Genomic DNA, 24,079 nt, shown 5'->3' with positions numbered 1-24,079 from the left:
AGGATAGCCGCCGCCTCTGTAACCATCGCCGTCCGAACATGCGCCTCCCCCTTGTCATCGATCAATCAATGACGAGTTCGGACAGACGCCGTATTGCATGGGACATGCGCTGAAAGGCGTCAGGGCAGTCCATCGGCTTGCAGCCAGGCGACGGGAGCCTATTGAACCGGGCGGGCGTCCCGCCAACAGCAATTGGACCCGTCAAACGAACGCGCCAGCATTCACCGGCCGAGTTGCGCCCGCTTCTCGTCGGCAAGCCGCACGGCCTGCGCCTCGGTGAGCGCGCCGACGCCAACCACCTGGTAGCGACTACGCGGGTCCGGGCTTTGCAACTCGCTGCGCTTGCTGCGGCGTTCGTCGTCCTCCTTAGGCGCGGGAGGCGTATCGCCGCTGCCGCCGCCATAGCCGATCACCTCGACGATGATCACCGACGGCCGGTCACTTGGGCCGGTCTGGGTAACGTCCTTGACCGCGTTGTTGGCGGCGTTGTCCTGGGTCGACGTGGTCAGCGCCGCCGGCGCCGCCGCCGGCATTTGCAGCCCGGTGACGGCGCCGCCAACCTGGAAATTGTCGCCGTTGCGGACCTGATAGGCGACGATCGACAGATTGCCCGCGACCCGGACGCCGGCGTCGCCGGCATCGACGATGCCGCGAGGCGCCAAGAGATAGACGTCGGGCGCCTTGATGCCGACCGCAGGCTGGAACGCGGCGATGCCGGCGCCGGACACCCCGGCCTGCTCATCGACCTCGCCATACAGGTCCCAGTTGAAATCCACCACCACCGGTGGGAAGTTGGCCGAGGTTTTTGGCCCCTGTCCGGCGTTGAGATCGCCGTTCGAGGACCACGCCAGAATGTCACCTCCATTCTGGGTGAACAGCCTGCTCTGGTTCAGCACCAGGCTGCCGTCGGTGAAACTCGACACCGAGCCGCCGCGCAACGTCAAAATGCCTTCGAGACCGACCGGGATTTTGTCGATCGCGGTGGCGTTGGCGTAGGCCCAGTTCGACGCCGCCGCGCCGCCATACACATCGATGCTGTAGTTGCGCCGCGCCGCCTGGGTCGAGGTGCGCACCACCGAGCCGGCGATGACGTCGCCGCCCGGCCCGAACAGCCGGATGTCGCCGCCGCGGGTGGTCTGCAAGGTGGCAAGCCGCAGATCGAGATTGCCGGTGTGGACGCGGGCGGTATCGACCGCGCCGCCTTCCAGGCCGTTGGCGGTGAAGCCGTGAGCCGCCGGGAACAAAGTGTTCACCGCCTCATAGCCGCGGCTGTATTTCATATAGGACGGGCTTGTGGTCACCCCAACCTGTTCGAGTTCGTTGAAGTACACCTCCGACAGCAAGAAGATCCGCTGCTCCAGCGGCGACAGCGCGGTGAAGGCGGCGTAGGCCTGGCTGTCGCTGACCGCGGTGGCGCCAAAGGCCGCCAGCAGCGCCGCGGCGTGGCGCGTCTTCATCCATTGCGCCAACTGCGCGCCATAGCCGCCCCAGGTCAGCGCCGAAACATTGGCCGGATCGACATAGCGGTCGCGCAGCGCGCTGTAGTCGGCGCCAATCGCGCCGAGCCCGAACATCACATAGAGATCGGCGCCGCCGCCGCCCGTCGTCACCGCGCTCTTCAGCCAGGGATTCCAGTCGTAGCCGACGGACATCACGCCGCCGCCGAAGGTGGTCGGCGTCGAGATGTCGCAGCCGCAGGCGATCGAGTGAGAGCTGACCTGGGTCACCGAGGAGTTGAGGAACGGCCCGATGTCGCCGCCGGCCTCGAGGAAGAACGCGCCGGGGCCGCCGATCACGAAAGTGTTGCCGTGCAGCGTCGGCAGCGTGACCTTGGCGGCATTGACCACCTGCGACGCGGTGGCGGTGATGTCGCCGCCGGCGGCGATGCGGGTGATGTCGGTGGCGGCCAGGTTCTGGCCGAAGAACATCATGTTGACGATGTCGCCGCCGGCGATGATGCGCGCCTGCTTCGGCGCCGCCAGGGTGACGTCGAGGATGTCGCCGCCCGCGGCGACGAACACCGGCAGCGGGTCGCCCGCGTGGGTGATATTCTCGTTGTGGAACAGCCGCTTCTGCGCCTCGGTGGTGGTCGATGTCGCCACCGGAAGGCCGTTGCTGCTGACCGCGTGGGTGGCGCCGGTCGGGAAGAACGGCGCGGAGGCCAGGTTCGCGGGATCGACGTCGCTCATGACGATTGTCACCGGATTGATGCTGCCGCCGGCCAGCAGCGCCAGCTGCCCGTCGGGGTCCGGCATCATCGTGAACGACGCCCAATCGACGGCGCTGTTGAGCACGTTGAAGGTCATGTCCCCGGTCAGCGCCGCGATGCTGACGCTGCCCGGAAGAATGCTGTTGCCGTAGTCTCCGACGATCGAGACGTCGCCGGCGGCAAGCAGCGACAGCGACAAGCCGGCCGACCCGGGCCGCAGCGCGAGGTCGCGGCCCGCCGTGGCGGTCGCGGTCGCATTGTCGAAGCTCAGAAGGGTCTTGCGATCGAAGCCCGTGGTCAGATTTGACCCGATCAGCGCGCTGCCGGCGGCGGCGGCGATATCGCGTTGGGCGGCGAGCGTCGCGGCGCCGGAACTGACGCTGACCCGCCCGCCGAGGATGTCGCGGCCGGCGGTGAAAGCGACATCGCTGTCGCCGAGGTATTGCATGGCCTTGGCGCTGCGACCGTCGGCCAGCGTCAGCGCCACGGTGCGGATCGCCGACGTCGAGATCGCCGGCACGTCGTTGATGTCGTGGCCGGCCGAGATGGTGATGTCGCCACCGGCCAATGCGCCGACGCCAGTCTTGAAGCCGGACGGTTTCAGATGCCGATCGACCAGATTGCTGATCGAGGGAACGATATTGTCTAGGCTGATCCAGTCCGTCGTGGTGTTCGGGGCGCCATAGATGTTCGCAATCAGACTGCCGCTGCGCCCCAGCACGTCGCCGCCGGCCCTGATGCCGATGTCGCCGCCATTGCTGAGATAGAGCCCGCCCGTCACCATGTTGGCGGCGAGGTTGACAGCCGCCATGGAGCCGGTGGAAACGTCGCGCGCGGTGGTCGCCGTGGTGGAGGCGCGCTGGCCGACGGTATAGACCGCGACCGCGTCACTGACGCTGTTCGTCGCCACCCCACCGGTCAGATCGACATCGCCGGCGGCGGCGAGGCTGATGCTGCCGGCGCCGGTGCAGATCATATTGCGGGTGGTCAGCGTCGATGTTCCGATTGCCGGAAATGGCGAGGTCTTTCCCGCATCCGCGTATGCGGCATTGACGTCCTGCAGGAGAGCCATAGCGAAGTTATAATGCTTTACGAAATAGGCGACCACCGCCGCCGGCGCCTGTATATATCCAGGGTTGATTTTTGGCGCGCCGTATTGTGCGATCAAATTGGCCAACTCCGCCGGGACCGAGCCGGATTGCAGATCGGCGGAAAAGGCCGTCGTGAGGTTCGCAACGTTCATGATGCCGTACCAGCCGGAATAATCGCTGGCGTCGAAAGTGACGACCATTCCTGGCCCCACGGCAGCGACGAAATCGTCAACGCTTGCCCATCCACCGATGTAGTCGCCCCAGCCGTCATCCGCCGTCGGGAACAGAAAGGTGTAAGCACCGGAATTGGTCACGCTCCGACTCGTCGTCGGCGCCATGGAGAATGTTGCTCTGCTGTCGGCATTTATCATCATCGGATTGACCGACGCCGTCAAACCGCCCGCACCCCGGCGCAATGCCGCCCCGGCCACCAATTTGTAGGTCGTCGAAGCGACAGCGCTGGAATTTGAGCAAGCGGCGTCGCTGCAGACCAATGGGAACACCACCGAATTCGCCAGCGTGTCGCCGGTGGTGGCCGCGGTTGGCGAATTACCGGCGGAGTTGTAGGGCGAGCCGGATCCGCCGGCCGAGATCACCTTGATCCCCCCGTAATACACCGCGTTTGAATAACCAATATCGAAGCGAATGTTATCCGGGTACGCCCCCGGCCAACCAGCGCTGAAGTAACCATTCGCGCTGATGCTTAAAGGGGCCGGCGCGTTGGGATCGGCGAACTGAAAGAACCCGTCGGTGATGCTGCCTTCGAGCCGCAGGTCGCCAACGGCGCGCAGCGCCAGCACCGGCGCGCCGCCGAGGGCGCTGCCGCCGGTGCGATAGAGCATGCGGGTGAAGCGCCCGAGCACCTCGCCTTCCTTGCCCGAAACCACGCTGGCGCTGCTGCCGGAGCCGATCATCGCGCCGGCCGCGACGGCGGCGTCGACATTGACCACGCCGGCGCCGAAATTCCAGGTGGAGGCCAGGGTGATATCGCCGTCATGCGCCAGATCGAGCCCGGGCCGGACCTGGAAATTCGACTGCGCGGCGAGACCGCCGAGCTGACCATAGGCCGAGGAAATATCGAGCGTCTGCACAAAGGTCGATAGCGTGCCGGCGCCTTCGTCGCCGAGGAAATTCAGCCCGCCGACGCTGGCGCGCGTACCATTGGCGTTGGCGGTGTCGAGATCGGCGCCGACATCGAGCGTCACCGCGTTGGTGGCGGCATTATAGGTCACGCCGGTGAACAATCCGCTCGCGGCCACCGCCTTGAGATCCCATCGGCGGAACGCTTCGATGACCACGCTCTTGGCGCCGACCACGGAAGACGCCGAGGCGACGTTGACGTTGACGGTCTGGCGGCCGGCGCCGTTGTCGATCACCGGGGCGCGCAGCGTCAGCGTGCCGCCGCTGTCGCCATCGACGTAGGAATAGCCGTAGCCGCTGGCGAGCGGGATGGCGCGGTTGCCCGGCCGGTGCGCCGAGATGTCGATCCTGGCGCCGGCCGCGATGGTGATGGCCCCGCTGGCGCCGGAGATCACGCCGTCGGCGCCGGTCGAAGTGGAGCCAGTGATGAAGTCGGAGCCGAGTGTGACATCGCCGGCCGCGGCCTTTCGCGGATCGGTGTCGGCATAGCCGTTGGCATGGGCGTCGAGTTTTGCCGTCGAGGTCAGCGCGACGCCCCGGTTGCCCCACAATGCGATATCGCCGCCATTGACGCCCGAGGTGTCGATCGCGCCGGCGATTCTGACGAAGCCGCCATCGGCGGTCAGCGCCACCGAACCGGATTTCAGGATCTGCCCGGCGTCGAGCACGAGGTCGCCGGCATGGCTGTGCAGTTCGAAGCCGCCAGTGAAGCCATAAGAGCCGGCCAGCGTATTGAGCGCCACCAGATCGACGCCGCCGCCGCTCTCCAGCGCGAACACGCCGCCGCCGCCGCTTCTCGCGGCGCCGTCGATGGCGCCGCCGAAGACGACATTGCCTGCGACCGCCGAGATGTCCAGCCGCCCGGCATTGCCGGCGCCGCCCGCAACCGAGACCAGCGTGCCGGCGCCGAGCGTGATGTCGCCGGCCTTAGCGGTCAGCCGCACGACGCCGCCGGCGGCCGACGCTGTAGTGGAGTCGGTGGCGTCGCCGAACATCGCAACGTAGCCTGGGGCTTCAACCACGGCGCCGTTCGACAGCGACAGCGCGGACGCCGAGATCAGCTCGACCAGCCCGGCGCTGGCATGCAGCGTGCTACCGCTGACCGCGACCGAACCGCCGCGCAGCGACAACGCGGCGCCGGGGATGCCGCCGAGCTTGGCGAGATCGAGCGCCGCGGCGCCGAGATTGTCGATGCTGAGCGCGCCGCTGGTGGTCAGGGTCAGGTCGGGGATCACGGTGGCGCCGGCTGCCGCGCTCACAGCGCGGTCGCCGAGATAGGGCGTGTGCAGCGTCAGCGCACCGGCGCCGGTGTTGAGCCCGGCGTTCTGGCCGGTGACGAAGACGCCATTGCTGGCGGACAAGGTCACGCCGCCGAAGAAGTCCTTGCTCTGCAACGCCACCGCGGCCGACAGCGCCAAGGTGGTGCCGGTCGGCAACGTTACCGATACTGAACCGTCAAGCTTCACCGCCTGATTCGCACCGTAGGTCCAGACGGCCGTGCCGCTGAGATAGCGCGCGCCCTCGGGCAGCGTGACGTTGAGGCCGCCGGCGTTGAACGAGAGGCCGGAAATGGTGATCTCGCTGCCGGCCTGTAGCGTGGTCCCTGCGTTCAATTGGCTGACCACGCCAGTGCCAGCATCGAGCGTCACCACGGTTCCGGCCGGCAGCAGCACCGGCGTGGCGTCGAGCAGCTTTTGATAGCCGAAGTTCGATGACCATATCATCGTCCCGGCCGGGATGACGACGCGGGTATCGGCCTTCAGCGTGGTGGTGACGGTCGCAGCCGTGGTGGTGGCCTTGGTGGCGACCAGCCCGCCGCTGAAATGGATGCTGCCGGCCTTGATCTCGAGGCTGCCGGACTTGGCCAGGCAGCTGTCGCAGGCATAGCCGGAGGTCGCGGAATTGCCCAGCGTCACGCTGTCGGCGTTGACCGTGACCGCGCCGCCCTGGGCGCCCGCCAGCATCGAGGCGTCGAGCCGCAGATCGCCGAACCGATAGGAGCCGTCGGCGAAGTCGATCGCGGTCTGCGAGCGCAGCGTCAGCCGGGCCGCGGTCTGCGCCAGCACCGCCTGCAGTCCTGCGGTCACCACCACGCCCTGGTAGTTCGGATCGGTGACGCCGACGCCGATCCGCGCCGCGCCGAGCGCCACGGTCTTGGCGTTGTTCAGCGCCAGCGCGTCGGACAGCGTGACGCCGCCCGAACTGTCGAACATGATCGCGGCGCCGGTGAGCGTCGCCGCGCCCACGCTGAGGCTCGCGGCATTGCTGAAGTTGGTTCGGCTGGTCAGCCGCTCCGGCCCGTTGGCGACGCGCAGCAGCGCGCCGGCGCCGGGGGTCGAGCTGTCGCCGATCCGATAGACGCCGTCGCGCCGGTCGGCCATGGTGCCGATTGCGGTGATCGCGGCGCCATCGGCGATCGTAATGCCGCCCTTGGCCGCCAGCACGATCTCGCCCGCCGCGATCGGATGCGCGGCGTCATTGCCAAGCGTAATGCTTCCGGCCGACACCGCCAGCGTGGTGGTTCCATCGGCGTTATCGGCGCGGGTGGCGCCGACCAGCAGACTCTCGGCATTCAGATTGCTCAGGCTCGACGCGGTCACGGTGAGCCGACCGGCGCTCGGCTGCGCCGGCAGCGCCGAGACGATGTCGATGACGGCGCCGCCGACATCGACCTTGGCGCCGCGGCCGCCCTCGCCCGAAGCCGCGCGCACTGCGGCGTCGATCAGCAGCGTCGAGCTGGCGTTCAGCACCAGTCTGCCGGCGTCGACCGCCAAAGCCGGGGTGACGGTCTTCTTCTTGGCCGCGAGCTTGGCGAAGTAACTGTCGCCCGAAGTCAGCTTGATCGCCGAGAACTTCTCGAACACGCTCTGCGACTGCACCGCAAACAGCGCGGGCGATGACTGCGCCGCGCCCGACAGCGCGTCGCCGTAGGAGCCGACCGCAAGCTCAGTGCCGTCGGCGCGGGTGTAGGCGCCTCCGACCGCAAGCCTGGCGGCGCCGGTCTGCTCCACCACCAATACGCCGCCCGGCAGCGTGGCGTATTGCGCCGGCAGCAGCGTGTACCATTTGAGCCCCTGGCCGATATCGATCAGCACCCGCTTGCCGACGCCGTTCACCGATGACAGCGCGGCATAATTCGCCGAATAGACCGGGTCGTAAGCCGCGACCGCCTTGTCCGACAGGCCGGGAACGATCGCATAAGGCTGCGCGCCGCCGGCATAGGTGTAGCCGGTCTTGCTGGTGTAGGCGTCGTCGTTATAGCTGTTCAGCACGTCGCGCGAGCCGCCGGCGCCGGCGGCGAATTCATAAGCGGTGACGTCGCCGCCGCCGGAGACGTTGACCACGGCGCCCGAGGTCACCTTGATGCTGTCGCCCCTCAGCGTCAGCAGCTTTGCCGGCGGCGCGGAGATCGCGTCGCCGCCGGTCGGGGAAAAATACCATTCGATGCCGTCGGTGGTGGCGCCATAGGGAATGCTCAAGCCGTTGGCGGAGACTTCGGTATAGCTGCCGTCGGTCAGCGTCAGATCGCCGGTCGCGGCCAGCGTCAGGCTGCCGAGCGGCGCCCGGATCACGCCGCCCTGCACGATGGTCGGAGCCTGCACCGTGAGGCTGCCGCCGGCGGAATAGGGCGCGTCGGGCAATGTCGCGGTGCTGCGCGCGAAGCTGATCGAGCCTGCGGCCTGGTTGGTCTTGATGGTGAAAGTGGCGCCAGTGGTCGGATAGATCTGCGCCGCGGCGATCGCCAGATCGCCATTGACGATCAGCTTGCCGGTCAGCGCGGTATTGGTGATGGTGGTGGTCTTGAAGTAGCTGATCCGGTAGTCCTGCACGCCGATCAGGCGCAGATCGCCGTCGCTGATCAGATTGACGTTGGCCACCGAACGATCGAACAGCACCGCGCCTGAGATATCGAAGGCCTTGCTGGCGTGCAGCGTGACGCCGTTCGACGCCGCCGCGCCGGCGTTGTCGCTACTCAGCACATCCATCGAACTGGCAAGCCCGATATAGGGCGCGGTAATGGCGAGATCGCCGCCCGATTTGATCACCACGGCGTTGGCGTTGGCGACATCCGGCTTGCCAGCATCCTGGCCGATGTCCCACGGCCGCGAAGACACCACCAGCGCGCGGCCGAGCGCCAGCGACACGTCGCCCTGCGAGCTCAGGCTGCCGAGCGCGGCCAGCGTCGTGAAGCCCGACGCCTTGATCTGGTCTGCGGACAATTCATTCGCGGCGTCGGCGACGCTCTGGGTCAAGACCACGTCGCTGAGCTGCAGCGCGCCGCCCTCGGCGTCATCCGATCCGCCTTTGGCGCTGAGGACCGCGTTCGAGGAAATCGTAAAGCCGTTCGGCGCCGTGATGGCGCCGGCGTCGCTCCAGACCGCGGTCGGCGTCAGATCGCGCCGCGCCAGCGAGGTCGCCGCTGTTGTCAGACTCAATGAAGGCAGATCAAACCTGTCGGCGGCGCCATCGAGATTGACCGCGGCGCCGGCCTCGATGGTCAGGGTCCCGCCCGGCTGATAGCTCCCGCTCGTCGTTTGCAAGGCGGCGAGGCGCGCGGCGCCGTAGAAGCCGGTCTTCAACGTGGTCTTCGGCGAGGTCAACACGATCGAGCCGCCGGCGTAGACCTTACCGCTGCGCACCGTCGCGTCGAAGCGGCCGCCGGCATCGGTGGCGCGCGGATTGATCACGCTGACGCCCGACAAATCGGTGACGCTGCCGGCGCCAAGCACGACGCCGTCACTGGCTTCGAGATCGCCGAGCAGATAGACCATCGAGGTCATCGCCACGTCGGCGTTGGTGGCGCCGGACACTTTGGAGGCCTTGGTCTCGACGATGGCGCCGTCGTTCTCCACCGTGAACACATCGGAGAGCGCATGCGCGGCGTGAATCGTCTCGTAGCCTGTGAAGGCCTCCGGCAGCGTCTGTTGCCGCACGATGCTGCCGCCCCGCAGTCGAATGCCGCCCTGGTTGAGCAGTTTGGCGACCGTCAGCACCGCGCCCGGCGCCGATACGATACTGCCGCCGGCATCGACTTTCAGTTCGACCATGCCGTCGAGGGTGAGGTTGACCGGCTTCTGGTCCCAGACCTCGGCCGGCGCCGAGGCGGTGAGAAGCGTCTTGACGTCCGCGTCGGTCGCAAGGCTGCGCAGCGCCGTGGTCTGCTCGCCGGTCAAGACGCTCGGCAGCAATGCTTGCGACAACAACAGCGTCTCGCCCGCCTTGACGCTGTAGGTCTGGGTCTGCAGCACCGCGTTGGCGCCGCCAAGGCTCACCCCCGAAGCATTGACGAAGGCGTTGGGCAGCAGGACGGTCTTGTATGAGGTGATGTTGTAGGTCGCAAAACCCTTCTGGAAGAAGTCGAGTGGAATTGCGGTGGCCAGCGCGGTGTCGTCGACCGAGCCCGAGCCGAAGGCGACATCGGGCGCCCACAGCGTGAAGGCGCCGCCGCCGGTAAAACCCGCCGCCTTGATCACCGAAGGGTCGAACTGAACAGTGGAGGCAATGGCGGTCGGATTGATCACGTTCGGGGCCGAATAGCCCGGCAAAAACTCGTAGCGAGCTCTGAAGCCGGTGAGATCCCCGAAATACGTGTAGACCTCGGTGGTCCCGTAATTGACGTTCTTGAGCTGGTAGAATGCGCTCTGGTTGATCAGCGCGAGATTGCCGCCCTTGCCGGTCAGCTTGAGGCTGCCGTCGAAGGCCACCCGTCCGCCGCCCGACAGGTCGATCAGTTTGGCGTCGGACAGCAGAATACTGCCGCTGACATCGGTCGAACTGATCGCGCCGGTGTTAACGATCCCCGACCCGTCGGCGACGCTGGCGGCGCTGAGCATCGAGATTCTGCCGCCGTCGAGATAGGCTGGACCGGCGATATCGAAGCCGGTCTTGCCAAAGTCATTCACCCAGCGCCCGGCCACCGACAGCGCGCCGGTGACTTTGATGTCGAACGAGCCCGGCGCCAACGCGTCGTCGTCGCTGCGGAAGACCGAGCCTTTGGTGGTGAAGTTGGCGGTCTGCAACTGGATCGCGCCGGCCGGCGCCGTCACGGCGCCCGCGATATTGATGGAGCGGCCGGCATAGGCGTCGAACACGCCGCCGGCGGCAAGGCTCACCGTGGCGTTGCCGGCGACGCTGATGGCGCCCGAGGTCCACAGCGACACTTGCGACAGGCCGGAGCCGCTCAACAGCGCGTCGGACAGCACGGTGACGCCACTGGCCGGGGCGTAGTCCGAGGCGGCGACCACGCGGATGTCGCCGCCGCCGACCGTCGCGTCGTTGCTGGACGACTTGCCGAGCTGCTGCACCAGCAGCATGCCGCCGGTCGGAAGCTGGGTATTGGCGGCCTGCGCTTTGCGCAGGTCGCCGTAGACCGAGGTCTTTCCGCTGCCGGCCTCGCCCTTGGCGATTTGCCGGAGCCCCGGATAGACTTGGCCGTACAGCACGTCGTCGAGCGAGACTTGGGCCGACTTCACGGTCAGGCTGCCAGCGTCGCGTCCTTCGGCATAGGCGGACTCGTAGCGCCCGTCGCTGCGCAGCGGGTTGGTCCAGGTCTCCGTGACGCCCCAATGGGCATGGTTCCGGGTGAACCCGCTGCTGGCGATCGCCACATAGGTGTTGGACAGATCGGCGCTGCCGATATCGACGATGAGGCCCGTGTTGGTCAACAGCTTGGTGGTGGTGACGAGACCCGCCTCGTAAGTCACCCAGCCGCCGGAGATGTCGATCGTGGCGCCCGACTTCACCGTCACGCTCGGCGCGGCCCCGGTGGACGTCACGCCGCCATTGGCGCCGAGGATGACGGCGCCGCCCTTGGTCATCAATTGCGCGGCGGTGACCCCGACCGCCTCATAATAGGCCGCGGCCGAGAGCAGCGGTGAGCCGATCCACGCCACGCCGTCGGAGCGCGCCCCGGACAACCGCGCATCGATCATCACCTTGGCGCCGTTGAGAAAACTGTTCTGGTACCCGCCGGAGTCCGCGAGTTCGTTCTTCTTCAGCAGGAGCGACAGATTATAGCTCGACACCGGCGCTGAAACGTCCTTCAGGCCCGACACGTCGATGGTCGCGCCTGATTCAATGGTGATATGGCCGATAACGTCATTGTAGCGGTTGCCGACATCCTCCAACCCACTGCCGGCCGCCACCCCGATGGTCACGGCGCCCGACGGCGCGCTGATGGCGGCGCCCGATTCCATCGTGACGTTCAAGCTGCTGATCCGCACCTGCGAGGATTTGAAGGCCGACAGCGAGCTGGAATCCTGCGGAATCGTCTCGCCATTGGCATCGGCGGCGATGTTGATGATGCTGCCGGGAGCAAGCCGAATCGTGTCGCCTTTGACATCGACGGCGCCGTTGCGCGACACGCTGGTGGTAGCCCCGAGGATGCCGGAATTGACCGTGGCGCCGCCCTGGCTGCCGATGCTGATGTAACCGCGATCGGCCTCGATCAACCCGCTATTGCTGACAGTTCCGCCCCAACTGCCGACTCCATGGCCACGAATATAGGGATCCGCCGAGGTCGCGCTGCCGTCATAAGCCCCCAGATTGACGCCGTTGCCGCCACTGGCGAGGCTGACCTGCCCGGCCGCCACCGACAGAGTTCCGGCGTTGCTGACGTTCGGCGCCATCAGCAGGATCATGCCGCCGTCGGCGGCGTTCACCAGCGCGCCTTGTTCAACCGTGACCGCGGCGGCGTTGGTTCCCGATGGGTTGCTCGTCAGACCCTGGAAGGTTGGGGACGTCCCGTTGGTTTCGGCGTAGCCGGTCAGACCGTATTGCAGGAACTCACCGTTACGCTGCGCGATGCTGCGCGCCACGGCGCCATCGGCGCTGCGCCCGATCTCCAGCGTCGAGGCGATCAGGCTGCCGACATTGACCTGCGCGCCGCCGCCGAAAATGATGCCGTTCTGATTGATCACCAACACGGCGCCGTCGGCCTTGATGGCGCCGAGAATCCGGCTCGGCGCCGCCGCATTGCCGAGCACGCGATTGAGCGCCACCCAATTGGCGTTGCCCTGCTGATCGAAGGTCAGCTTGGTCGCGGAACCGACGTTGAAACTGTCCCAGGACATGATCGCCCGCGACTGGGTCTGCCTGACATTGACGTCGTATCTGCCGTTGCTGATGTTCTGCGTCGGCAGGCTGGCGCCGGTCCAGGCGGTGAGGCCGTCGGTCGTGCTGTTGGGATTGGCCACCGGATTGAGCGCGCCCGGCCCCAAGCCGTTGAACGACGAATTGCCGGCCCGCGCCGCGGCGCGCGCCGCCGCCTGCGCCGCCTGCAAGGCCTGCGTCGCCCGCTGCAACGACGCCTGGCTCTGCTTCGCCGCGGCCGCCGCCATCTGCGCCGCGTCCGACGCCGCACTCGTGGCAGCGCTCACGGCGCCCGAACCCGAATACCCGCCGCCGCCACCGCCGCCACCGAGGCTGCGGGCGTTCGCCGGCGCCGCCAGCAGCAGCAGCAGCGCCAACGCGCTCACCCCGGCAAGCAGGGTGTGTGGCGACACCGCATCGCCCGGATTCGGAATCCGCATTCCTCGGTTCAGAACGGCTTTATTTCGGCGATGGCGGCGCGGCTTCCGAACGAACATCGAGAGTTTCCCCAGCAAAGACCACGACGGCCGCAGAACCCGACGGCGTCGCCCTCACCTATGGATCCCTGCCGCTGCGCCAGACCGACAAAAAAATGTTCGAAATTCCGCAAAATCCGGACGTGGTCGATCCGACCTACCCCAGCAGTACGACGCCACCCGGCAATGTCCGCGCGCGCGCGCCGAACGCCTGCTCGATCTGACCGACAACCCGATCGAGATTCTCAATGCGCAGCCTCGCATTGAACAGGCGATCTCCGAGTGCGCTATTGATGAGGATAATCTTCCCCGACCGATAGCGGTTGACCTCGGCGATCACGTCTTTGACCGATGTCGATTGAAATATCACAACGCCGTCCCGCCAGGACGCCACCATCGCGGGATCGACCGCCGTTGGAGAGCCAACGCCTGCGCCGGAATAGACTGCCTGCCGCCGGGAGCCCAGCAGCAGAACCGCTCCGCGCCGCTCGATCCGGACATGCCCTTCGAGACAGCAAACGCAGACGGCATTATCGCGAAAGCGCACGTTGAATCTCGCATCGGCGGCCACGATGCGTCCATCCGCGGCGCGCAATGTGACCGAGCCGCCCGACGCCTCAACCATCGCCTCGCCCGCGATCAGCTCAATCTGGGTGGCGTGGTCGGCCGCGGGCCGCAGCACGATGCTGGTCTGGGTATTCAGATCGATCGAGGCGTTATCCGTGAGCATGATATGGCGCTGCTCGCCGGTCGCGGTGCGATAATCGGCTGCAAGTTCGGACCAGGACGGCCAGAGCCCCAGCGGCGGATGCGCCACCACCACCGCGACGCCGGCCGCCGACGCCGCCAGCGCGCCACCCAGGAGAGCGCGGCGTCCCAATCGCGGTCGGTCAGGCGCGATAGCTTGCCGACTGGCGTTGCTCACGCCATCCGTGGCGCTTCGCTCGCGCGCAAGGGGCTCCAAACTCCGCCAGGCTCGGCTGACGCGATCGAACGCCGCGGCCCGGCCAGGGTCGCCAGCGCACCAGAGTTTCAACGCTTCGAGATCCGCCGGGCTCGCCTGTCCCAGCGCAAATCGCCTCACCCAGTCATAGGCTTCGCTATCATGGTTCGCCTGATCTGCGGCCACGTCGTCAGGCATGTTGATCGCCTTGTCGTCCGGAAGCCGTGGCGGGCGTCAGCAAGGGTGTGGCGGACCGCATCACGTCTTCTTCTCTATTGTGGAGGCTACACCCGCCCGCGGACCGAACCGCTGCACGATTTTTCTTTCCAATCGCTCAGCGCAATGCAAAACGGCCTGCTTGAGCTCACGCTCGACCAGACGTTGCGAGATGTTGAAGCGATTGGCAAGCTCACGCAGCGATGCGCCATCCAGCCTTGACGCCAAAAGGATTTCGCGGCGACGCGGCGTCAATTCATCGACGGCTTGCCTCAGCAGCGCCAATTCGGCGCGGCCTTCGGCAATCCGCGCTGCGGCGGGCGCCTCATCGACGAGGTCGAGGGCCGCCCTCGCGTCGTCGAGCGTCACCAGCTTCTGCTCGCTGCGCAGACGTTTCAGCGCAATGTTGTAGGCGATGCGCAAGATGTAGGGCCAAGGCCGCTGGACGGGATTGACCGGCGTCAGCTTCGCCAGCCGCAACCAGGTATCCTGCATTGCGTCGCTGGCGAGTTCGGCCGATCCCAGCCGCTGCGTCAAACGCGATTTCAGATCGCCGTAACTGAGGAGAAACAAACGCCGCAGCGCGTCGGGATCGGCGCTGGTCATGCTAACCAGCCCCCTAAGGCTGAGCACGAGCCTTCAGAGACCACGGTTTCAGCGCTCAGGCTTGACGGCATGATCATTTGCTCGAGCTCGCTCGCCGCCGATCGGGCGCACTGCAACCCGCAGGCTCGCCCGGCGATGGCGCGAAGATCACCATCGTGACCGGCTGAGGCAGATCGGCTGGCGGAGCGCCAATTTGAAGCCCCTGGATGGCCGTCGCCAGATGCTCATCTCCAGCCGCATTGACCAGTTGGACCCGCGCGACCGCGCCGAGCCGGTCCAGCCAAAGGCTGACGATCGCCTGGTCGCGTTGCGGCGTCGCCAGGTCAGCGTCGCATAGAGCTTCGCTGAGCCGCGACTGCAGCAGGGCAAAATAGCGATCGAAGTTTCGGAGATGGGCATGAGCCTCCGCAGCGGGCGGAGCTCGCAAAATCGTAATCGTATCGGAGTTGGCCGTCGCAACGGGAAGATATCCGGTGCCCCGAAGCAATGCGCGCAAGCCTGGCATCGGCTGGTAGGCGCCTTTCACCGCCATCGAGCGGCGCCCGATCGCCAGCGCCCCATCATAGAACACCTGTAGGCCGGTCGAAGCGCCATAAGAGACCAAAGCGTCGGCAAGCGGTTGAGCCGGAATGTCCAATTCGAAGCTAGCGACAGCCTCCTTCGCCTGTGCTCGGGCAACCGCCAACTGAACGACGGTCATGCCAACAACGATGCCAGCGGCCAGAATTTGTCGCCGCCATCCGCCCCGTCTTTGACACGGCTTGGGCAATCCTTGCAGTTCAAAACCACGCTTCAGCACCCCAACACCACCACACGAGAGTTCGCGCCGCCGGTTGAGATCCGATGGTCGAGGGATTCAAACACGGGGCTCATCGGTGGAGAAGATTACTTTGCCCGTCGCGACGGATTCATGACAGGACAAGGACCGCCAGTTAAAATGCGTCGGCAGCCAACCTGAGTTAAGCTTAAGCCACCCACGATTGAGTGCGGACGCGATAAATTGTAGCGCCGGACATCGCGCAAAACCCCGGCGTGAAGTTCCTGCCCGGTCTCGAATCAAGAACGCCAGATGGACAGTTGCTCCATCGGCGGCCTGATCGCGTCCAGCGGAAAGAGTCGTAAGTAATCGAGCAGCCCGAAAGGTCTGCTCCCCGAGGTCCCTTCGCGGGGACGCGGAAGGTCGAGAAAACCGTTTTAGTTCTTGCGCTTCGAGCGCGCTATTGAGATCGGCTCTCGACTTTCCAACTGATGTCATCATGTGGCGGTCACGCGCCGACCACGGACAGAAGCATGATGCCGGCGAATGGACACACGGAGCTTGACACCAATAGGCCCATTACAGAAGAACTGAACAGCCTTGCAGGCGCCTTGCGGTTGATCAGGCCCTCAGGACCGTCTGCGTTGAACTTCAACACCCAGTCGCGGAAGATCTGGCGCGCCACGCCGCCGATCTCGGCGGCTTCGTGGGTCGTGGCCAGGGCCAACAACCGCCGCGCCTGCGCCGCATCCTTCGCGCGCTCGGCCGCAACACGCATGGAACGCGCGTCAAGATCTTCTCGAAGGGCAATGTCGTCAGGCGCGCCGCGCGGCCTGACTTGAAGCGCGAACGGGCGCAAATCTTTGCCCCCGGCGATGGCGGCGGCGCGATGCGCGGCCATCGCCTCACGTCCGGACTCAAGGCCTGGGCGCGAAGTCGAGGGTCGCCGTCACGCCCACGCCCTCGACGCGCGACCATTCGAAGCGGGCGCGATGGATCGCGGCGATCCGGCCGACGATCTTCAGCCCCAACCCTGGCCTGTCCGCCGCGCCCGGAGCAGGTTTGTGCGAAGACGCGCCGATACAGTCGCCGTTGTCGATCACGCGGAGGACCGGGCCCGGTCCGGCTTCGACGCGAATCTCGGCGCCTTGTGGCGTGTGACGCACGGCGTTCTCGATGAGGTTGCGCAGGGCGTTCTCGACCAGGGCGGGATGCCCCGTGAAAGGCGTGGCGCCGTTGGCGGCGAAGGCGATGCTCTTGCCGGCGCCATAGACCAGAGCGGCGAGATCGCCCACCAATTGTTCCGCCAGCGCAGCCGGATCGATCTCCTCCATCGCCGCGCGCAGCGTGGACTCGGCCCGCGCGAGATCGGTCAACTGTTCGACCAGATGGTTGAGCGCCTCCAGATCCTCCTCAACTTTTCGCGCGCGGGGATCGGTAATTTTCTCCAGTTCGAGCCGCGCCACGGCCAGCGGCGTGCGCACTTCATGCGAGATGGCGGACGTCAGCAGCCTTTGCGAGCGCATCAGTTCGGCGGTTCGGTCGAAGGCCGCGTTGACGGCATGGGTGAACTCGGCGATTTCCAGAGGCATGTCGGCGGTCGGCAGCAGCGCGGCCTCCGCCCGGGGATCGAGTTGCGCGACTTGGCGCGCGGCCTCCTGGACCGGACGCAGACTCTGCGCCACCGAAAGGATCGTCGCGCCGAGCACGAAGACCAGCATCAGGCTCATGGGCAGCAGCATGTGGTCTATGACTTCTTGCGCAAACACATGCGCGAGCACGCCGTCGCGGTCGTCGATGATCGCGATTTCGATCATGACGGGCTCGGGCTGTTCAACGACGACGCCCCCGCCGGCGACTTGCAGCGGCTGACCGGGCTTGACCTGCCGCATCCAGAACACCAGCGGCGTGACGTCGAGCGGCGGAAAATGCGCGTCGCAGGCGTGGTCGCAATTGGAATAGAGCTGGGCGCCGTCCGCCGTCCGCACCCGCGCGACATAGCCGCTGTTTGCGGCGCCGTAGCGCGCGCGCAAATCCGGCGGCAATTGGAAGGCCGCGCGCCCATTTTTCACAAAGACGCCGCGCGCCAGCGCCTCGGTTTCCCTTTCAATGGCGAAACGTTCGAGCGTCTGGTCGTCGGACCAATCCTTCACGAAGATTCCGACCAATTGCGCGAGCATGGCCAGAGCCGCAAAGAATGCGATGCGCCGCACCACGAGGCCTACGAGGGACGTCGCCTGACGCCTCAAGGCGCGACCTCGCGCGGTCGGCCGGCCCGGCGCAGGTCGAAAAACGCCTGCAAGCGCCAATGAGTCCCGTTCAGCAGCAGCCTCAAAACCAAACCTCCGTCAGCGTCGCGACAGCGACCGTCGCGCGCGAAAGCATCGCATAAACCGGCCGCTCGCATAGGCTCTCTTTCGCGGGCGCGAAGCTCCAGCCCATGTGTTTCCAGATTTCTGACAGGGAAATGACAGGTTCCCCACCCCACTTTTTGCCCCATGAGCCGAAGTCCGCCGCTCGCCGCGTGCGACGGAAATAGTGCAAGAGGAGCGATGTTTAAACACATGCTGGCGAAAACGAATGGTCGAAGTTTCATGGCTCTGGCGCTCGCCGCCGCGCTGGCGCCCGCCGGCGCCCGCGCCGACGAGGCCGAGGTCGGCGCGCCGCCCGAAGTCGGCGTGGTCACGGTCGAGCGCAAGGAAATCGTGATGACCAAGGACGCGCCCGGCCGCATCGCGCCGATGCGCATCGCGGAAGTCCGTCCGCGCGTGTCGGGCATCGTGCTCGAACGGGCCTTCGAACAGGGCGGCGTGGTCGAAAAGGGCGCGGTGCTCTACCGAATCGATCCCACGCAATTTCAGATCGATCTCGACAGCGTGCGCGCGGCGCTGGCCAAGGCCGAGGCCATCCTGTTTCACGCCGCGCGCCAGGAGGATCGCCTCAAGGCGCTGCTCAACGGCCAGACCACCACGCAGGCGCAATATGATCTGGCGCTGGCCGCCAAGCGTCAGGCCGAAGCCGACGTTCTGGCGCAAAAGGCCGCGGTGCGGCGCGCCGAGGTCAATCTCGAATACGCCACGGTTCGCGCGCCAATCACCGGACGAATCGGCCGCGCCCTGGTCACGGAAGGCGCGCTCGCCTCCCAGGAGCAGGCGGCGTCCTTCGCCACCATCCAGCAGCTCGATCCGATCTATGCCGATTTCACCCAATCCGTCGCGGAAATGAACGCGCTGAAGGAGGAGATGGAGCGCGGCGGCTTGAAGCCGAAGAGCGGAGGCGCCGCCCGCACGCGGCTGATCCTCGACAATGGCAAGACCTATCCGCTCGAAGGCAAGCTGCTGTTTTCCGACGTCACCGTCGACCCAGGCACCAACCAGGTGACTCTCCGCGCGCAATTCCCCAATCCCGAAGCGGCGCTGCTGCCCGGCGCCTATGTGCGCGTGCAGATCGAGGAGGGCGTGCGCGCCAACACCATCACTTTGGCGCGCCAGGCGATCCAGCGCAACAACGCCGGCGGCGCCGAGGTTTTTGTCGTCAACGACCAGGGCCGCGCCGTGCTGCAACCCGTGCGTCTCGGGCGCACGCTCGGCGAACAGGTCGTGGTGGAGGAAGGGCTTCACCCCGGCAACCGCGTCGTCGTCGAAGGGTTTCAGAAATTCATGTCCGGCGGCCGCGTCGACCCCCGCCCCGTTTCGCTCGGTCGCACGGAAGCGCAGGGCGAGCGCGGCTAGATTCGGTGAACACACGTTCACCGAATGCGCTCTAACATTTTGTTTTTACGCATTTTCTTCACGCGAACCGGCATCCACTTCGCTTGAAAATGCTCTAGCCGCGTTTCGCCCAACGACCGCCGTCCGTCCTGAAATCTGTTCCGGAGTCCAGACTGCATGCCCGCCTTTTTCATCGCGCGACCGGTGTTCGCCTGGGTCATCGCGATCTTCATCTGCCTCGGCGGCATCCTCGCGCTGCCCTTCCTGCCGGTGTCGCAATATCCCATTGTGGCGCCGCCTTCGATCTCGATTTCGACCTCCTATCCCGGCGCCTCGACGCAGGACCTGTATTATTCGGTCACCCGCCTGATCGAGGAGGAGCTTTCGGGCGCCGCCAATCTCCTGAGCTTCGAATCGACCGGCGACACCACCGGCGAGGTCGAGATCAACGTCGATTTCAAGCCGGGAACCGACCTCGCGCTCGCCGCCGTCGATGTGCAGAACCGCATCAAGCGCATCGAGCAGCGCCTGCCGCCGGCGGTGCAGCAGCAGGGCATAGCCATTCTCGAAGCGTCCACGGCGATCCTGCAATTCGTCACCCTCACTTCGCCCGACGGCTCGCTCGACGAAATCGGCCTGGGCGACGTCGCCACCCGCTACGTTCTCCCGGAACTGCGCCGGGTGAACGGCGTGGGCCGGGTCAGGCTGTTCTCCACCGAGCGCGCCATGCGCGTCTGGCTCGATCCCGACCGGATGCGCGGCTATTCGCTGACCACCGAGGACGTCATTTCGGCGATCCGCGCGCAAAACGCCCTGGTGTCCTCGGGCATGCTGGCGCAGCCGCCGAGCCCGTCCGCCGAGCGCACCCAGAACATGGTGCTGGTGAAGGGCCAGTTGGAATCGCCGGAAGAATTCGGCGCCATCGTGCTGCGCGCCAATCCCAACGGCGCCGCGGTGCGGCTGCGCGACGTGGCGCGCCTCGAGGTGGGCGGCCTGACCTACGCCTTTTCCACGCGGCTGAACGGCAAGCCGGCCGCCGCCATCGCCGTGCAGCTCGCGCCCTCGGGCAATGCGCTGGCCACCAGCGCCGCCGTGCGCGAAAAAATGGCCGAGCTGGAGCAATATTTCCCACCGGGCGTGAAGGCCGAAGTGTCCTATGACGTGACGCCGGTGATCAAGGCGTCGGTGAAGAAAGTGTTGATGACGCTGGCCGAGGCGGTCGTGCTCGTCTTCCTGGTGATGTTCCTGTTCCTGCAGAATTTCCGCTACACGCTGATCCCGACCATTGTCGTGCCGATCGCCCTGCTTGGAACCTGCGGCGGGCTTTATGCGCTGGGCCTGTCGATCAATGTGCTGACCATGTTCGGCATGGTGCTGGCGATCGGCATTCTCGTCGATGACGCCATTGTGGTGGTCGAGAATGTCGAGCGCATCATGGCCAAGGAGGGGCTTTCGCCGCGCGAGGCCACCTTCAAGGCGATGGAGCAGATCACCGGCGCGGTGATCGGCGTGACCATGGTGCTGATGGCCGTGTTCGTGCCGATGGCGTTTTTCCCCGGCTCGGTCGGCATCATGTACCAACAGTTCTCCGCCGCCATGGTGATGTCAATCGGCTTTTCGGCGTTCCTGGCGCTGACGCTGACGCCGGCGCTGTGCGCCACGCTGCTGAAGCCTCTCGATGCCGGCCACCACGAGAGGAAGGGCCTTTTCGGCGCCTTCAACCGCTTCTTCGACCGCATGACCGATCGATATGCCGGGCTGACGCGGTGGGCGGTGGGGCGGCGCCCCGCCTTTCTTGCGCTGTATCTGGTCATTGTCGCGGCCATGGGCTACGGCCTGTGGAAGGCCCCGTCGGGCTTCGTGCCGGTGGACGACCAGGGCTATGTCGTGGCCGACGTGCTGCTGCCCTCGGACGCCAGCGCGACGCGCGCGCTGGATGTCGTCAAGCAGGTCGAGAGCCGGTTGCTGAAGGAGCCCGCGGTGGAATCCGTCACCTTCATCACCGGCTACAGCTTTTATGGCCAGGGCTCGATGACGGCGCAGGCGTTCGTCACGCTGAAGGACTGGTCGCAGCGCGGCAAGGACGATTCGGCCGACGCGATCATCGCCCGCGTCAATCCTTATCTCGCGCGCATCGCCGATGCGCAGACATCGCTGCTGGCGCCGCCGCCGATCCCCAATCTCGGCAACACCTCGGGCTTTTCGTTCCGGCTTCAGGATCGCGGCCAGCGCGGCTATGAGGCGCTGATGGCGGCCAGGGACAAATTGATCGTCGAAGCCGCAAAATCGCCGGTGATCGAGAAGATCGTCGAGGAGGGCCTGCCGGGCGCGCCCCTGGTTCGCGTCGAGATCGACCGCGAAAAGGCCGGCGCGCTGGGCGTGTCCTTCACCGACGTGAACGATGTCATCTCCACCCATCTCGGTTCGATCTACGTCAACGATTTCATCAATCGCGGCCGCACGCAGCGCGTGGTGGTGCAGGCCGACCAGGACAAGCGCGTCCGCGCCGAGGACATCCTCACCTATAGCGTGCGCAACAAGACCGACGAAATGGTGCCGCTGTCGGCCTTCGCGCGGGTGGAATGGGCGGTCGGGCCGACGCAGATCGTCGCCTTCAACGGCTATCCCTCCGTCCGTCTGACCGGCGAACCCAGGCCCGGCTTCACCAGCGGCGACGCCATCGCCGAAATGGAGCGACTGATGTCGACGCTGCCCAACGGCTTTGGCTACGACTGGACCGGGCAATCGCTGCAGGAAAAGCTCGCGGGCTCGCAGGCGGCCTTCCTGCTGGGATTGTCGGTCCTGTTCGTGTTCCTGTGCCTGGCGGCGCTTTACGAAAGTTGGGCGATCCCGTTCTCGGTCATGCTGGCCGCGCCGCTCGGCATTGTCGGCTGCGTCGTCGCCGGCTACCTCAACGTGCTGCCAAACGACGTCTATTTCACCGTCGGGCTGATCACTATCATCGGCCTGTCGGCGAAGAACGCCATTCTGATCATCGAATTCGCCAGGGATCTCAGGGCGCAAGGTCTGACGGTCGTGGCCGCGACCATCGAAGCGGCGCGCCTGCGCTTCCGGCCGATCGTCATGACCTCGCTCGCCTTCATCCTCGGCGTCGTCCCGCTGATGATCGCGACCGGGGCGAGCGCCAAGAGCCAGCAGGCGCTCGGAACAGGCGTCTTTGGCGGCATGGTTTCCGCGACCTTGCTGACCGTGTTCTTTGTTCCGGTGTTCTTCGTCGCGGTCATGGCCTTTTTCATCCGGCGGCGCGCGCGGATGGCCGCGCCCCCGGCGCTTGCGGCGCCGGCGGAGCCGGTATGAAGGCTAGCTCAGAAGGGAACGGATCCAAAGGCGCGCCTCGCGTCATGGCCTCAGGTAATGAAAAGACCGCCGGATACGCATAAACAGACATAAAAGGAACGCAGCAGCGCTATTTTTGTGGAAACACAAAGGGTTGCGGCCTTCTGTCGGTCTAAACGAGGTTTTGGCGGCGTGTCGGAAAACGAGTGTTTCCGACACGCCGCCACAAGCGGCTGAAATGGCTCGCCAGAGGCCAAGAATATGCACGGAAACTCATGTCGGAATGAGATAATATACGGAAACGGCTCCTGATGAGCTTTCCGTGCATGTTGGTCGGCTCTATGCGTGTTTCCGCCGATAATGACCGGCAGGCGCTGGACCATCAACGCGACGCGCTTAAGGCCGAAGTCGATCTGGCATATATGGAAACGATGGATCGTGGCGCATTGCCGTCAATGATATTATGCCCAACGCGGGGACATTCTCCTCAAACGGCATTCCGCCAGCGTCATCAGCCATCATGATTTCGGACGCGCGCGCGATCGTGACCTCCGGCCACATGCACGTGCCGCGTCGTTGCAACGCTCACGCGCGTGTCGCACGCCTCGCGAACTTTCAAGAAACTGCGTCGAGAGACAGCACGGCGAATTGGCCGGCGCGGTCGCGCCAGCTTTGCGAAACCCGCCACCCCGCCGTTTCCGCCAGGGATCCGAAGGTGACAAGATCGTATTTCCGGGAGCTTTCAGTGTGGATGGATTCGCCGCTGAAAAAGGTGAAGTCCCGGCCGGCCAAGGTCACAACACGCGAGTCCAGACTGACCAGATGCATCTCGACGGCGGATTCAGTCTGGTTCCAGCGCGCTTCATGGATAAACCGGTCCAGCGGAAATGCGCCGTCAAGCTCGCGATTGATCCGCGCGAGCAGATTGAGGTTGAAAGCCGCCGTCACGCCCGCGCTGTCATCATAGGCGCTCAGAAGCGTCCTCACGTCCTTTTTCAGGTCGACGCCGATGATCGCGGCGCCGACGTGCCGATGCATGCGCGACAAAAAGGCAATGGCCTCGCGCAGGTTGAGATTGCCGATGGTGGATCCCGGGAAGAACGCTGTCCTGGGTCCGAGCGGCAGCGCCGGGGGCAGATCGAAATCGCGCGTGAAATCCGCGACGATTGGGAACACGTCAAGCCTGGGAAAACGTTTGGCGATGCGGCTTGTGGTTTGTGCGAGTTCATCGGCGGCTATGTCGATGGGAAGGTAAAGCCGAGGCGCGCGCAAGGCGTCGATGAGGATCTCGGTCTTGATCCCGGAGCCCGCGCCATATTCGAGCAGCACAGCGCCCTCGCCGCAGAAGTTGGCCATATCCTGAGCGTTTTGCGAGACGATCTCCGTCTCTGTTCGTGTGGGATAATAATCTTCGACGCGCGTGATCGCGTTGAACAGGTCCGAGCCGCGCGCGTCATAGAGCCAGCAGCAAGGGATCGATTTCTGTTTGCGAGAAAGCCCGGAGACGACGGCTGCGCGAAAAGCCTCGTCCGATCTCGTTTGG

At 65.7% G+C, this 24,079-nt stretch carries 9 protein-coding genes; 2 read left to right on the top strand and 7 right to left on the bottom strand.

Features of this window, described 5'->3' with window-relative positions; translation table 11 throughout:
* Positions 1-221 precede the first annotated feature (221 nt).
* The 6 genes from CCR94_RS08105 to CCR94_RS08080 all read right to left on the bottom strand — a co-directional run bounded on the left by CCR94_RS08105 (position 222) and on the right by CCR94_RS08080 (position 17,778).
* A complete protein-coding gene (locus CCR94_RS08105; RefSeq protein ID WP_104507372.1) occupies positions 222-12,971 on the bottom strand; it encodes a filamentous haemagglutinin family protein in 12,750 nt (4,249 codons plus the stop codon).
* Between the two features lie 193 nt (positions 12,972-13,164).
* A complete protein-coding gene (locus CCR94_RS25485; protein ID WP_158254669.1) occupies positions 13,165-14,148 on the bottom strand; it encodes a FecR family protein in 984 nt (327 codons plus the stop codon).
* Between the two features lie 60 nt (positions 14,149-14,208).
* Positions 14,209-14,772 carry an RNA polymerase sigma factor gene (locus CCR94_RS08095; RefSeq protein WP_104507371.1) on the bottom strand — a complete coding sequence of 188 codons (564 nt, stop codon included), beginning with the start codon at positions 14,770-14,772 and terminating at the stop codon, positions 14,209-14,211.
* 73 nt (positions 14,773-14,845) lie between these two features.
* Positions 14,846-15,571, bottom strand: coding sequence for an STN domain-containing protein (locus tag CCR94_RS08090; RefSeq protein ID WP_146089903.1), 726 nt, complete (start codon positions 15,569-15,571; stop codon positions 14,846-14,848).
* Between the two features lie 466 nt (positions 15,572-16,037).
* Positions 16,038-16,388, bottom strand: a complete 351-nt coding sequence (locus CCR94_RS26595) for a COG3415 family protein (RefSeq protein ID WP_146089902.1) — start codon at positions 16,386-16,388, stop codon at positions 16,038-16,040.
* Positions 16,389-16,446: 58 nt separating this feature from the next.
* The gene (locus CCR94_RS08080; RefSeq protein ID WP_146089901.1) at positions 16,447-17,778 is read right to left on the bottom strand and encodes a sensor histidine kinase; all 1,332 of its coding nucleotides are present in this window, start codon (positions 17,776-17,778) and stop codon (positions 16,447-16,449) included.
* A gap of 345 nt (positions 17,779-18,123) precedes the next feature.
* Between CCR94_RS08080 and CCR94_RS08075 the strand changes: the two genes are divergently transcribed.
* On the top strand, positions 18,124-19,260 hold the full coding sequence (locus CCR94_RS08075) for an efflux RND transporter periplasmic adaptor subunit (protein ID WP_244593981.1): 1,137 nt from the start codon (positions 18,124-18,126) through the stop codon (positions 19,258-19,260).
* A gap of 156 nt (positions 19,261-19,416) precedes the next feature.
* Entirely contained in the window at positions 19,417-22,557 is a 3,141-nt protein-coding gene (locus tag CCR94_RS08070) for a multidrug efflux RND transporter permease subunit (protein WP_104507366.1), read from the top strand.
* Between the two features lie 594 nt (positions 22,558-23,151).
* On the opposite strand, the gene egtD is transcribed toward CCR94_RS08070, so the two are convergent.
* A partial coding sequence (gene egtD / locus CCR94_RS08060) for an L-histidine N(alpha)-methyltransferase (RefSeq protein ID WP_104507364.1) occupies positions 23,152-24,079 on the bottom strand: 928 nt, incomplete at its 5' end.

Origin of the sequence: Rhodoblastus sphagnicola (genome assembly GCF_002937075.1) — a bacterium.
In the GTDB taxonomy this organism is placed as follows: domain Bacteria; phylum Pseudomonadota; class Alphaproteobacteria; order Rhizobiales; family Beijerinckiaceae; genus Rhodoblastus; species Rhodoblastus sphagnicola.
The sequence above is the reverse complement of the archived record's forward strand: the minus strand, read 5'-3'. Positions and strand labels throughout refer to the sequence as shown.

What these genes read in the sequence shown, in the direction of transcription:
- CCR94_RS08075 (WP_244593981.1), top strand. Translation starts at nt 18,124, where the DNA reads ATGGCTCTGGCGCTCGCCGCCGCGCTGGCGCCCGCCGGCGCCCGCGCC.
- CCR94_RS25485 (WP_158254669.1), bottom strand. Translation starts at nt 14,148, where the DNA reads ATGCCTGACGACGTGGCCGCAGATCAGGCGAACCATGATAGCGAAGCC.
- CCR94_RS08105 (WP_104507372.1), bottom strand. Translation starts at nt 12,971, where the DNA reads ATGCGGATTCCGAATCCGGGCGATGCGGTGTCGCCACACACCCTGCTT.
- CCR94_RS08095 (WP_104507371.1), bottom strand. Translation starts at nt 14,772, where the DNA reads ATGACCAGCGCCGATCCCGACGCGCTGCGGCGTTTGTTTCTCCTCAGT.
- CCR94_RS08070 (WP_104507366.1), top strand. Translation starts at nt 19,417, where the DNA reads ATGCCCGCCTTTTTCATCGCGCGACCGGTGTTCGCCTGGGTCATCGCG.